Raw genomic sequence first — 12,430 nt, 5'->3', positions numbered from 1 at the left:
ATCGTAGCTAAAGTGTAAGCGCTTACTATGCCTGCTTTCCTTAGTTTTATTCTTCATGAAACAACTATTGAAAAACAGCATGGGGCTATGGCTGCTCATTAGCTTCAACATTTACTTCATTTGGTATTACCGGCAGCACCCCGAATCTTTCAGAACCTTGCTGCTGCTGTATTGGCTGCAAAGCGCAGCCATGGGCTTATTCACCTTTATTCAATTACTCACTGTTCCTATCAATCAGGTTGAGATTGTAGAAAACAATGGAAAACCCATGTCTGCGGCTTCCAGCAGAGGTTGCAACAGTTTCTTCTTTTTGTTCCATTATGGCACTTTTCATATCGTTTATCTCATTATGCTTTGGGTACGTAGCGAGGGTAAAGTAGATGTTGGTTTTTTGAAGATTTCGTTCTTTATCATACTCATAGCCGAGTTTATGGACTTTGTGCGCAAAAGGCAAGCCACTGCCACAGCCCCTGTACGGGCTGGTTACATTTTCTTTTTGCCGTATTTACGTATAGTTCCTATGCACCTCATGCTGGTTGGTGCCAGCTTTTCGGGCTGGTCAGATATAACCATATTTCTGGTACTGAAAACCATTGCCGATGTAGCCATGCATTTGCTCACCAACCGATTGTATTTTCGCAGCTTAGCCAAATAACTTTTTTAGTATGCCCCAGGTAGTTTGCCCCAATTGCAGCCACAAGTTTGAACCCACCGATGCCATGCGGGAGGAATTGCGCAACCAAATGAAAGATTGGCAGCAAAAAAAAGATGACGAATACCGACAGCGGGAAAATCAATTAAAAACACAGCTGGAACAAAAAGACCGTGAAGCAGCGCTGCAACTGGAGCAAGAGAAAAAGAAACTGGCAGAAATGCTGGAAGAAAACCTGCGCAAACAACTATCCGGTGATTATGAAGTACAAATGAAATTGCTGAAAGAGCAACTGGCCAATAATGATGAAAAGCTGAAAGAAGCCCGCCAAAAAGAACTAAACTTTTTGAAGAAAGAACAAGAACTGCTGAACAAAGAGCAAGAGCTGGAAATACAACTGCAAAAAATGCTGATAGAAGAACGCAGCAAACTCAGTGACGTTATTCGCCAAGAAGAGATAGAAAAAAACCGCAACAAGGAGAGTGAATACCAGCTGAAGTTGAAAGAGCTGGAAGAGAAATTTGAGCAGCAAAAAAAGCTGGCTGAAGAAATGAAACGCAAGGCAGAGCAAGGCAGCATGCAAACTCAGGGCGAAGTACAGGAACTGATGTTGGAAGAAATGCTCCGAAATGCTTTTCCGTATGACGTAATAAGCGAGGTAGCAAAGGGTGTTCGAGGAGCAGATTGCATACAAACCGTACGCAACAGGTTTGGCCAAGACTGCGGAAAAATCATTTTTGAAAGTAAAAGAACACAAGCCTTTAGCACCGAGTGGATTGAAAAGCTCAAAGCAGACATGCGCAGCCAAGGTGCTGATGTAGCGGTGATTGTAACACAAACACTACCCAAAGATTTGGAGCGCTTTGGTGAGAAAGACGGCGTATGGATTTGCACATTTGCCGAAGCCAAAGCCCTGGTACATGTATTGCGGGAAGGTATTATTAAAGTAGCCACTGCACTAAAAAGCGAAGAGAACAAGGGCGACAAAATGCACATGTTGTACGCCTATCTCACCAGCAACGAATTTGGCGAACAGTGGCGGGCTATCCGGGAAGGGTTTTTATCGATGCGTCAATCTATAGTACGTGAAAGAGATGCCATGGAAAAACTGTGGAAGGCCAGAGAAAAACAACTGGAAAAAGTAATGCTCAACATGACGCATTTCAAAGGTTCGATTGAAGGTATTGCCGGTCAGGATTTTGAATTGAATCTGCTGGAGGACGGCGATGAAACTACTGCTTAATCACCAACGCAAGAAGGTAATACAGCGATGCAGAATATCCACCGGCATGCTGTTGCGATGTTTATCATTGCTATTGCTGCTGTTTTCTTTTTCTGCTTCTTACGCTCAGCAAGACAGTTTACAGGCCAATGTGCATGACACTACTTTTTTTAAAACATTCGACGGCTATTTTACCGGCCGTTTTTATTTCAGCAACAAGTTTGTAACGCCAGATTTTATTCCTTCAGCCAACAAACAACAGCTTATTGCTTACCGGCCAAACACTCCTGTAACAATGGGTATTGGCGCTACCTATCAGTGGCTTACGCTCAACCTGGCTTACGGTTTTAAATTTATCAATCAGTTTCAAAATGATAGAGGCAAAACACGCTACCTCGATTTGCAATCGCACAGCTATGGAAGAAGAAGTGTAATAGATTTTTACGGGCAATTTTATAAAGGTTTTTACCTGCAATCTGCTACATCAACTCCCGGTAAATATTACGTTCGACCCGACATGGGCATTTCACAAATTGGTGGACAGTACGAACATATTTTCAATTGGCGCAAATTTTCGTACAGAGCGGCCATGTTGCAAAGCGAACGCCAGCTAAAATCTGCAGGCAGCCTTACCGCAGGCTTCGAAGCCAACTACAGCATCATTTCTGCCGACAGCAGTTTTGTACCAACCGATCCGTTGTATACAGGATTACCTGCACTCAACCGCATACGGCATATAGAATTTGGCCCATCGTTGGGTTACGCATACACGTTGGTGCTGTTTCGCAATGTATTTGTACATGCCAACGCCAGCAGCTATCTCGATTTGAATTTTACAAAATCAAGTACGCCTTTTGGCAATCAAAACAGCGTAACAGTTCGGCCCGATTTTGCGTATCGTTTTGCCGCAGGCATCAATCGCCCACAATGGACGGCTGCCATTACCTGGATCAACAATCAGTTGAATGCACCGGTACAAGATTTTCGCTATCGCCAAACATCGGGTTTGCTGCGCCTCACGTTCAACTACCGGTTGCCAGTTGGGCCCAAACTAAAAAAATGGGTTCGGCCTGTAGATTACTTCAACGAAAAAGTATTTAGCCGCATCAGCAATAAACAGGAAACTATACCGCCAGCCAACTAAGCACCAAATTTGGCCAGCATTTAAAAGGCAACTGCAATGGCTGTTCATCAAACTTCATAAATGCAGCGTTGATATGTCCGCTATCGGGTTTATCAAAATTGAGTTCGTAAATGCGGAGGTGTTGTTTGAAATCAACTTCCCCATGGCCGTACCATTTAAACATAGCTTCTTTGGCACTCCATAAAATTGTAGCTACATGCACCAACTGATCGAGGGCATGCGGCTCGGCCAACATGCGTTCGTTGGTATGCAAATATTTCGGCATCAGGTGTAGCAACCTGTCCGTGGGAATTTCTATATCAATCCCTACCCTGTCTACCGTGCTTACAATGGCGGCGGCATAATTGCCACAATGTGATATGCTAAAATGGTGCGACTCCTGAGGCAAAAAAGGTTTTTTGGTAGTGGCCACTTGAATAAGTGACAGTGGAAAATCGGGAAACAAATGCTGCAACAAAAAACGGCCAGCCAGGTGTTGCAAGCGTTTTTGCGGATGTGTAATCTGGCGGCTAACGGGCACAAATTCCAGGAAATAGTCTTCCGGCTCTGTAATTTCCCAAACACCCAGGCGGGTAAATTCGTCGATAGTTTGTGTATAAAAAAGCGGCATAAAACAAGGGGCAATCCGCAATTTGCGGAACGCCTATAAAGTTACAACACATGATACTGAGCGACAAAAGGATATTGGAAGAAATAGACAAAGGCACCATTAAAATTGAGCCTTACGACCGGCAGTGCCTTGGTAGCAACAGCTACGATGTACACCTCGGCGCTACGCTGGCTACCTATAAAAACCATTTGCTGGATGCCAAGCAACACAACGAGATTGAATATTTCGATATTCCGGATGATGGTTTTGTATTGTACCCCCATGTTTTTTACCTGGGTGTAACATTGGAATATACCGAAACACATGCGCATGTTCCTTTTTTGGAAGGCAAGAGCAGCACGGGCCGCCTCGGTATCGACATTCATGCCACGGCGGGCAAAGGTGATGTAGGTTTTTGCGGCAACTGGACTTTGGAAATTTCGGTAAAACAACCCGTGAAAATTTACAAAGGCATGCCCATTGGTCAGCTCATTTATTTTCCGGTAGACGGCGAAATTGAAGTGAAGTACAATCAAAAAGCAAATGCCAAATACAGCGGCCAGCCTAACAAGCCCATTGAAAGCATGATGTGGCGAAATCAATTTTAGCAGCCGAAAATATTTTTTACAACAACAAAGGGAGCACGGTGTAAACCTGCTCCCTTTGTTGCTAAACTACACTAATGAAACAACCGTGTGTGGTGATGTGTTTGTGTGTGGCTGAGTGAAAGAATATTAATCGGCTTTACGCACTTTGCCACTGCCCGAAGTTTTTACAGAAACACTGGCGTTGCCTTTGTAATACACGCTGCCACTGCCACTGATGGCCGCATCCAGTTTGTTGCTGGCATAAGCTTGCACATCGCCACTGCCGGCTATTTGTACAGAAGCTTCGTTGGCAGTAAGCTGGTATCCTTTGAAGCTGCCGCTACCAGAAATCACCACATGCAAATCTTCTGTTTTGCCGGCCAGTACAATGTTGCCACTGCCTGCAATCGTTGCATCCACCTTGGTGGCTGTAGTTTGTACATCTACACTACCGCTGCCCGAAATGGTGGCTGAAAAATTGCCATTGCTATTAAGCTGATTGCTGCTACGAATGCTGCCGCTTCCGGCAATACTGGCGGCGTTCAACTTCGGCATGCGCACCAAAACTTTTACTGCTTTGTGGCTATTGATCGATACGCCATTTTTAAATTTTACCTGTAAGCGATTGCCTTTTACTTCGGTTACAATGTATTCCTGCAAATTGTCTTCGGCCTGCACCTGTACACCAATAGCTGGCGCAGCCGTTACTTCTACCTGCATGCTTCCCGATACAACAATTTCACTGAATGTTCCCGTTTCTCGGGTTTGCGTAACTACGTTTCCGTTACCGCTAATGCGTTTCCATTGGGCCAGTGCTACGCCGGCACTCAGGGTTACTACTGTCAACAGCAGCAGGTGCAACTTTTTCATACTCGAATGATGTTTTGAATGATGGTTAAAACAGCAGTGAGCAGGGTATTGCAGCAGCTGCCGTGTGTGAATGTTGGAAGTGTGACGACTGCCCTATTCAAATGTTACAGAAACATGAAAAGTTTTTTTCTTGCCCCTTTCATACAAATGCTTGACGGCGCAGGACGCCACGGCCCTGTTGGTTTTTGTACATTTGCCGCCCAGCAAAAGCCTGCTATGACCAAGTTATCTGTCAACATCAATAAGATTGCCACCCTGCGCAACAGCCGTGGCGGCAATAATCCCGACGTCATTCAAACGGCGAAAGACATTGAACGTTTTGGTGCCGAAGGCATCACGGTGCATCCCCGCCCCGACGAACGCCACATTCGCTATGCCGATGTGCGGGCCCTGAAACAAATCGTAACGACAGAGTTCAACATTGAAGGCAACCCCAGAGAGCAAAAATTTGTAGACCTGGTGCTGGAAGTAAAACCGCATCAGGTAACACTGGTGCCCGATGCCGATGGCCAGCTCACCAGCGATCATGGCTGGGACACCATTGCCCACAAAGATTATCTGGTAGATATCATTGGCCGTTTTCAATCAGCGGGAATCCGGGTATCCATTTTTGTAGACCCTGTAGAAGCCATGGTAGAAGGCGCTGCTGCTGCTGGCACCAACCGCATTGAACTGTATACCGAAAGTTATGCCCACCTCTACGCCGAAGGCAAAAAAGAGGACGCTGTTGCGCCTTATGTACAAGCCGCAACACTGGCGCATCAACTGGGTTTGGGATTGAATGCCGGTCATGATTTGGACATGCACAACCTGGCTTTTTTGAAACAACACATTCCCATGCTCGATGAGGTTTCGATTGGTCATGCCCTCATCTGCGATGCGTTGTATTTAGGTTTGGAAAATACAGTACAGTTGTACAAACGGCAGTTGCAATAAATACAAGGCGGCGGTTATCTTTAAGGCATGCAAACCATCGCCGAAGTCATCGCCCAACTCGATCACATTATTGCACACAGCGTAGCCCAATCTTCTCGCCAGGCTTATTTTGCCAGCCTATACCGGCAAATGACGGTGGCAGTACAACAGGGTATTCAGCAACAAGTATTTGAAGATGCTGCCCGCATGGAAAAGCTGGATGTATTTTTTGCACAGCGCTACATTGATGCGTGGCATCAATACCAACAACATGGTACACTTACCCAAAGCTGGCATCATGTATTTGATAGTACACAACAACCGTACACGGTGATTCAGCATTTGCTGATGGGCATCAATACCCACATCAACCTCGACCTCGCTATTGCTGCGGCACTCACTGCTCCCGGCGAATCTATATGGCAATTGCAAAAAGATTTCGATACAATAAACAGCCAGATTGCTACACTGGCAGTGGAAGTGCAGCGCAAACTCGAAGCCATTTGCTGGCCCATGAAACTGCTTAGCCGCATAAGTGAGGGCAAAGAAAAAGCCGTGCTCAATTTTAGTATTGAAAAAGCCCGGCAAGCTGCCTGGGCCAATGCAGTGGCGCTGGCGCTGATGCCTGAGCCAGAACGTGCAGCCTACATTCTTCAAATAGATAAAACAGTATTGAGCATTTCTCAAAAGATAGCCAAACCCGGTGCGGTAGCTGGTTGGATGCTCACTCCTATCCGATGGTTTGAAGAGAAAAATGTGCAGCAGGTAGCAGCTTTATTGGCATAAAAAAAATCCTCCTGCGACCAGGAGGATTACTTTAACCCTTAAAACAACCAACATGAAAAATTTCTTGTCAGCAATATTAACAGGGCATGATTTCTTTTTGTTGAGTGATCTTATAGATTTTTATAACCATGTTTTATACCAATGCCAAATCGAGCACTTGTTGCATTGTTTTAACATAGTGGAAGGTCATTCCACCAATAAATGAGGGATCGATTTCCTTCACATCTTTTTCATTTTGCCAGCACAAAATCACTTCTTTTAAACCAGCTCTTTTGGCGGCCAATATTTTTTCTTTGATACCACCAACGGGTAGCACCTGTCCACGCAACGTAATTTCACCGGTCATGGCCAGGTAGGGCTTTACCCTGCGGCCTGTAAACACAGATGTAAGCGCTGTAAGCATGGTGACACCAGCACTTGGGCCATCTTTAGGTACAGCACCTTCGGGCACGTGTATGTGTATGCTACGCTTGTTGAATAGCTCCGCATCAACACCAATCTTTTTGGCATTGGCTTGCAAATATGTCAATGCAGTGCTGGCGCTTTCTTTCATTACATTGCCCAGGTTGCCGGTGAGTTTCAATTCACCTTTGCCTTCGCTCAGCAGTGCTTCAATAAACAGAATGTCTCCGCCAACATAGGTCCATGCCAAGCCAACTGCCACGCCTGGTTGGTTCACGGTTTTATACATATCGTTGCTGTAGCGGGGCACTCCCAAAATCTTCTCAACATCTTTCGCCAACACCTGTGTTTTCATTTTGCCATTCGTAGCAAACTCACGGGCCTTGTACCGCATCACCGAAGCCACTTGTCTGTCGAGTTCCCGCACTCCACTTTCACGGGTGTACGACTCTACTATTTTTTCAATCACCGGATCGGCAATTTTCAGGTTTTGCTTGGCCAAACCATGTGCTTCCTGTTGTTTGGGAATGAGGTGTCGCTTCGCAATCTCCACTTTCTCTTCAATGGCATAGCCAGAAAGATCGATGATTTCCAAACGGTCGCGAAGTGCTGGCTGAATGCTCTGCAAACTGTTGGCCGTGGCAATGAACAACACTTTGCTCAGGTCGTATTCCAGTTCGAGATAGTTGTCGTAAAAAGTATTGTTCTGTTCTGGATCCAGCACTTCGAGCAATGCACTGGAAGGATCGCCACGATGGTCGTTGCCCACCTTGTCAATCTCATCCAAAATCATCACCGGATTGCTGGTTTTTACCTTACGCAGGTTTTGCAAAATGCGTCCTGGCATGGCACCAATGTATGTTTTGCGGTGCCCACGAATTTCGCTTTCATCGTGCAGGCCACCGAGGCTCAGGCGTACATACTTACGGCCGATGGCATGAGCAATGCTACGGCCCAATGAAGTTTTACCAATACCCGGAGGACCAACAAAACACAGGATGGGACTTTTCATGTCGCCCTTCAGTTTCAACACGGCCAGGTATTCTAAAATACGCTCCTTGATTTTGTGCATGCCATAATGATCGGCATCCAGTACTTTCTTGGCGTTTTTCAGATCGTAATTGTCTTCGGTAGTTTCATCCCAAGGCAGGTCCAGCATCAAATCGAGGTGGTTGTACACCACGCTGTAATCAGGTGTGCTGGGGTGCATACGTTCGAGTTTTTCAATGCCCGTGCTAAAAGCTTGCTTGGCAGCAGCCGGCCATTTTTTGCCTTCTGCTTTCTGGCGCATTTGGTTTACCTCGGCTACATTATCGGTACCCAACTCTTCTTTGATGCTCTTAAGTTGCTGCTGCAAAAAATACTCCCGCTGCTGCTTGTCTATTTCGGTGCGGGTTTTATTCGTCACCTGATCTTTCAGCTGCGCAAATTGGAGTTCCCGGTGCAGCAGGCGGTTCAGTTCTTCGGCACGTTTATCAATGTCGTTCAGCTCCAGTATTTGCTGCTTCTCTTTTACATCGGTATTCATATTTCCCGCCACAAAGTGGATGAGGAAAGATGGGTTCTCTATGTTTTTGAGAATGATGGCCGCTTCGCTGGGAATGTTGGGCGAGAGCTGAATGATTTGCGTGGCCAGTTCTTTAATGTTGCTCACCAACGCATCAAAATTCTGATCCTTGGGTTGCTCCGTTTCCTGCAGGTATTCTACACTGGCCTTGAAATACGGGTCTTGCTCCAAAATGTTCAGCAAACGAAAACGGCGCTTACCCTGCAAAATCACCGTAGTGCCGCCATCGGGCATTTTAATGAGTTTGATGATTTTTGCCACAGTACCAATCTCCACCAAATCTTCCGGCGAAGGCTCTTCTACGCTGCTGTCTTTTTGCGCCAAAACGGCAATCAGTTTGTCACCTTTGTACGCATCATTTACGGCTTTTATGCTTTTATCGCGGCCCACCGTAATGGGTATAACTACGCCTGGAAACAATACGGTATTGCGCAAAGGCAGCACCGGCACCACATCAGGATATACTATGCTTTTTTCTTCTTCCTGCTCTCCTTCCGTAATGGGAATGATGGGCATGAAGTCTACATCGTCTTCACTATTCATAAAAAAAGGCTGCTGCGATCTACTCATATATTTTACTTGAAACGATTGTCAAAATACTACACAACGTGCAGGAGAAAGAATGGACCAATATTAATGCCAAAGGGGCCAACCTTGCCGATATGGCGCAATTGACCCCTTGAGCAGTGGAATATATGACAGGTTAGAAGACGAAGCCAACGCCCAACTGAATGGTTTGTTGCTTCCACGGATCCTGCCCGTCTACATTGTTCATTTCTTTGATGCCCCAGCCATAGCGGGCACTTAACCGCAGTTTGCTCAGCATCACATTGGCGCCGGCTACAAAAGCTATATCGCCATCGCTGAAAGCCGATTTGGCATTGTTGAACAGCCCCTCACCTTTTTTCATATTGATGCTGAACTGCGGCCCTGCCGAAAACGAGAGGATATTGGCCACCCTCCAGTTGAGTGTTACAGGTATCACCAATGCCTGCAGCTTAATGCTGGTGAGGGTGTCGGGTATCAACAGGTTTTGGTAAATGCTGTTGAAATTACTGCTGGTGCTCAGGTTGGTTTCTGTAAACAATACTTCGGGTTGCAGGTAAAATTTCTTGCCCAGTTTTACTTCGGCAAAGGCACCGGCAAAATAGCCCAGCTGAAAACTTTCCTTGAAAGATTTGCCTTCCATTTTCACCAGATTGGCGCCAGCCTTGGGTCCAATTTTTATGAACTGTGCAAAGGAAGTTGCAGACAACAACAGCAATAAACATAAAGTACCAAATACTCGCATAGATGAATGATTTTTTCAAAAACGAATGAATACAGTAAAATGATACAAGCCGACCCTTTAAAAACTTACACCAGTGGTGAGGTTAAAGAATGTATTCCAACGGCTTTGCGCCTTAGGAATAATGTACGACAACGTAAGCTGGCCCTGAAGGTAAAAGGCACCCACACCTAACATGGCTGCATTGGTGATGTTGAAATTTTGCAACGCAAAACTGGTAGAGGGTGGCGTAAAAGCATCGCCATATAAGCTTTGGAAATACTGCACATTGGTAAGATTGGTCATACGTGGGCCGTTCAATGAATTGAGTGGCGTATTGGAACCATAAGTAGCCGTGCCGCCCAATACCAGCAAGCTGGGTGTATAGCGGAAGAATAATTTCGGATGCTTTTCGGAAGTATGAATGAAGTCGTGCCGTACGCTGAACATAATGCTGAAATCACTCACATTGGCAATACGTTGCTGACGGCTGAGGTAGCGTACAATGGGTGCAAAACGACGATACCGAACCGTGTCAATAAATTTCAAGCCTTCCAATTCATCGTACTGGCCCCAGGCGTAATCCAATGCCAGCTTGGGTTGCAGCCACGACTTCTTCAACACAGTATATGCATACAATTCATTTACCAACGGTGAAATGTAAAAATCAACATCCTTTTTATTGAAGTAGTGGAAATAAGAAATGCCGGCTGCTACTTTTTTATTTCTGAAGTCAAATGCCGGCGATATGTATTGCTGATATACACTCAGCGAACCATTGCTATTGGTAAAGTTGGCCCCTGCTGATAATGACAAACCCGACTTGTGGTAATACCCCAAACCGGCATTGTAAAAAATGTGGTTGGTGCTTACATCGAAGCTGGCATTTTGCAACGCAAATGTGCCATTGCCCATGCCCACGTTTACATCGAAATAACTTTTTTGGGAAGCACCCGCCAACCCCAGCATCCGCAGTTCATTGAGCAATGAATCATACAGTGCAGTTGTGTCTACTCCCAATGCGGCGTAGTCAATGGCAGTGTCTTGCTGGGCTTTTGCCGCAGGCGAAAAAAGAAGGCATACAGCAATGATGCCTGTCACAAAAAGCGAACGAAGTGTATTCATAAAGCAGCATAAAGGTATGGGGCTATGACCTGAAAGATGCTGCTGAGTTTAACCGTTTACACCAATTCTATCACGGTTATTTCTGGCAAAATGCCCACCCGGCCGGGGTAGCCTATAAAACCGAAGCCACGGTTGACGTACAATTTTTGTGTACCCGTTTCATACAAGCCGGCCCATTGTTTGTACATCCACTTTACGGGGCTCCACCGGAAGCCGGGAATTTCAACCCCAAACTGCATGCCATGGGTATGGCCGCTTAAAGTGAGGTCAATGTTCGGATGGTCTTTTACCACTTCTGCATCCCAATGGCTGGGATCGTGGCTCATGAGAATATTGAACGATGTATCGGGCTTGTTGTGCAGGGCTTTTGCCAAACTGCCATAGCTGTGAAAGTTGCCTTTGCCGCTGATGTTCTGTACACCAATCAACCCAATTTGTGCGTCCTCTTTTTGAAGCACCACATGTTCATCCCACAACAGGCGCCAGCCCAATTCGGCATGCACTTTGCGCAGCGCAGCCTGGTTGGCCAGTTTTTCTTCATCGGTTTTCCAACGTACATAATCGCCGTAGTCGTGATTACCAAACGTGCTGTACACACCTTGCTTGGCCTGCACCCGGCTAAACACATCCATGAAAGGTTCCATTTCCGTAGCCCGGTCGTTTACCATATCGCCGGTGAACAGCACCACGTCGGCTGCCTGCTCATTGATGAGCTGCACTCCCCTCAGCACGGCTTCTTTATCGGTAAAGCTACCGCTATGAATATCGCTGATGTGCACCAGCTTAAACCCTTTGAAAGCCTTGGGCAAATTGGGGTACGCCAATTGTATTTTTCTTACCTGATAGTTGTATTTGTTTTTAAAACCATACAGTAGCGACCCAAACAAACCGCCACCAATGCCCAGGCCCAGCCAGCTCAAAAACACACTCCGGCTGATGCCTTCACCCGCTTCGATACCAGCAGCTTTTTTAGCTACAAAAAATCCGGCGCCCCACTGAAACAACCGGCGGATATCATCCATCAGAAAGAAAGGAATGCTCACCAGTTGAGCCAGAAAAAAGCCCACCGGAATGGCAAACAAATACGTACGAACTGCCTTTGGCCAGGTATCAAACTGTATGTAGGGCAGGCTGGCCATGAGGGCAAAGCCAAGACCGCAAATGAGCCAGTAGATACTGTACACAATGATTCTTGTACGGCCGGTCCAGTTGACAGAAACGGTTTTCAATGCCTGGAAAACATACCAGTTGACCAGTAATAGAACGAGTAAAAAAATAATAGAGCCGCTGGCGCTACGCATAAT

General features: G+C 46.1%; 12 protein-coding genes. 6 read left to right on the top strand and 6 right to left on the bottom strand.

Annotated features, from left to right (window positions below; all coding sequences use genetic code 11):
• Positions 1-55 precede the first annotated feature (55 nt).
• Genes V7Q13_RS11685 through V7Q13_RS11675 form a run of 3 tightly spaced genes read left to right on the top strand, consistent with a single transcriptional unit; the run spans position 56 to position 3,018 of the window.
• The gene (locus tag V7Q13_RS11685) at positions 56-655 is read left to right on the top strand and encodes a DUF6498-containing protein (protein WP_333800862.1); all 600 of its coding nucleotides are present in this window, start codon (positions 56-58) and stop codon (positions 653-655) included.
• A gap of 10 nt (positions 656-665) precedes the next feature.
• A complete protein-coding gene (locus V7Q13_RS11680) occupies positions 666-1,895 on the top strand; it encodes a DUF2130 domain-containing protein (RefSeq protein ID WP_333800861.1) in 1,230 nt (409 codons plus the stop codon).
• 46 nt (positions 1,896-1,941) lie between these two features.
• Positions 1,942-3,018, top strand: coding sequence for a DUF4421 domain-containing protein (locus tag V7Q13_RS11675; RefSeq protein ID WP_333800860.1), 1,077 nt, complete (start codon positions 1,942-1,944; stop codon positions 3,016-3,018).
• On the opposite strand, the gene V7Q13_RS11670 is transcribed toward V7Q13_RS11675, so the two are convergent.
• Positions 2,999-3,628 carry a 4'-phosphopantetheinyl transferase family protein gene (locus V7Q13_RS11670; RefSeq protein ID WP_333800859.1) on the bottom strand — a complete coding sequence of 210 codons (630 nt, stop codon included), beginning with the start codon at positions 3,626-3,628 and terminating at the stop codon, positions 2,999-3,001. The genes V7Q13_RS11675 and V7Q13_RS11670 overlap by 20 nt on opposite strands.
• A gap of 50 nt (positions 3,629-3,678) precedes the next feature.
• Between V7Q13_RS11670 and dcd the strand changes: the two genes are divergently transcribed.
• Positions 3,679-4,215, top strand: a complete 537-nt coding sequence (dcd, locus tag V7Q13_RS11665; RefSeq protein WP_333800858.1) for a dCTP deaminase — start codon at positions 3,679-3,681, stop codon at positions 4,213-4,215.
• Positions 4,216-4,341: 126 nt separating this feature from the next.
• Here dcd and V7Q13_RS11660 read toward each other — a convergent pair whose 3' ends face one another.
• Positions 4,342-5,064, bottom strand: coding sequence for a head GIN domain-containing protein (locus tag V7Q13_RS11660; RefSeq protein WP_333800857.1), 723 nt, complete (start codon positions 5,062-5,064; stop codon positions 4,342-4,344).
• A gap of 216 nt (positions 5,065-5,280) precedes the next feature.
• Here V7Q13_RS11660 and V7Q13_RS11655 point away from each other — a divergent pair, with 216 nt between their 5' ends.
• Both V7Q13_RS11655 and V7Q13_RS11650 read left to right on the top strand, forming a co-directional pair.
• A complete protein-coding gene (locus V7Q13_RS11655) occupies positions 5,281-6,000 on the top strand; it encodes a pyridoxine 5'-phosphate synthase (RefSeq protein WP_333800856.1) in 720 nt (239 codons plus the stop codon).
• Between the two features lie 27 nt (positions 6,001-6,027).
• Positions 6,028-6,765: a DUF5995 family protein gene (locus tag V7Q13_RS11650; protein WP_333800855.1), complete on the top strand. Its 738-nt coding sequence runs from the start codon at positions 6,028-6,030 to the stop codon at positions 6,763-6,765.
• A 133-nt stretch (positions 6,766-6,898) separates the two neighbouring features.
• Here V7Q13_RS11650 and lon read toward each other — a convergent pair whose 3' ends face one another.
• From lon to V7Q13_RS11630, 4 genes are all read right to left on the bottom strand, one after another.
• Complete coding sequence (gene lon / locus V7Q13_RS11645) at positions 6,899-9,304, bottom strand: endopeptidase La (RefSeq protein ID WP_333800854.1); 2,406 nt, start codon at positions 9,302-9,304, stop codon at positions 6,899-6,901.
• A gap of 133 nt (positions 9,305-9,437) precedes the next feature.
• Entirely contained in the window at positions 9,438-10,025 is a 588-nt protein-coding gene (locus tag V7Q13_RS11640) for an outer membrane beta-barrel protein (protein ID WP_333800853.1), read from the bottom strand.
• Between the two features lie 57 nt (positions 10,026-10,082).
• Entirely contained in the window at positions 10,083-11,126 is a 1,044-nt protein-coding gene (locus tag V7Q13_RS11635) for a hypothetical protein (protein WP_157478151.1), read from the bottom strand.
• Positions 11,127-11,182: 56 nt separating this feature from the next.
• Positions 11,183-12,427 carry a metallophosphoesterase gene (locus tag V7Q13_RS11630; RefSeq protein ID WP_333800852.1) on the bottom strand — a complete coding sequence of 415 codons (1,245 nt, stop codon included), beginning with the start codon at positions 12,425-12,427 and terminating at the stop codon, positions 11,183-11,185.
• Between the last annotated feature and the right edge of the window lie 3 nt (positions 12,428-12,430).

The organism is Phnomibacter sp. (assembly GCF_036803085.1).
GTDB lineage: Bacteria > Bacteroidota > Bacteroidia > Chitinophagales > Chitinophagaceae > Phnomibacter.
This window is presented reverse-complemented; position numbering and strand designations above follow the sequence as displayed.

Excerpts from the sequence above, each read along its gene's own strand:
- V7Q13_RS11640 (WP_333800853.1), bottom strand. The coding sequence starts at position 10,025 with ATGCGAGTATTTGGTACTTTATGTTTATTGCTGTTGTTGTCTGCAACT.
- V7Q13_RS11685 (WP_333800862.1), top strand. The coding sequence starts at position 56 with ATGAAACAACTATTGAAAAACAGCATGGGGCTATGGCTGCTCATTAGC.
- V7Q13_RS11655 (WP_333800856.1), top strand. The coding sequence starts at position 5,281 with ATGACCAAGTTATCTGTCAACATCAATAAGATTGCCACCCTGCGCAAC.
- V7Q13_RS11635 (WP_157478151.1), bottom strand. The coding sequence starts at position 11,126 with ATGAATACACTTCGTTCGCTTTTTGTGACAGGCATCATTGCTGTATGC.
- V7Q13_RS11680 (WP_333800861.1), top strand. The coding sequence starts at position 666 with ATGCCCCAGGTAGTTTGCCCCAATTGCAGCCACAAGTTTGAACCCACC.
- V7Q13_RS11630 (WP_333800852.1), bottom strand. The coding sequence starts at position 12,427 with ATGCGTAGCGCCAGCGGCTCTATTATTTTTTTACTCGTTCTATTACTG.
- lon (WP_333800854.1), bottom strand. The coding sequence starts at position 9,304 with ATGAGTAGATCGCAGCAGCCTTTTTTTATGAATAGTGAAGACGATGTA.
- V7Q13_RS11675 (WP_333800860.1), top strand. The coding sequence starts at position 1,942 with ATGCTGTTGCGATGTTTATCATTGCTATTGCTGCTGTTTTCTTTTTCT.
- dcd (WP_333800858.1), top strand. The coding sequence starts at position 3,679 with ATGATACTGAGCGACAAAAGGATATTGGAAGAAATAGACAAAGGCACC.
- V7Q13_RS11660 (WP_333800857.1), bottom strand. The coding sequence starts at position 5,064 with ATGAAAAAGTTGCACCTGCTGCTGTTGACAGTAGTAACCCTGAGTGCC.
- V7Q13_RS11670 (WP_333800859.1), bottom strand. The coding sequence starts at position 3,628 with ATGCCGCTTTTTTATACACAAACTATCGACGAATTTACCCGCCTGGGT.
- V7Q13_RS11650 (WP_333800855.1), top strand. The coding sequence starts at position 6,028 with ATGCAAACCATCGCCGAAGTCATCGCCCAACTCGATCACATTATTGCA.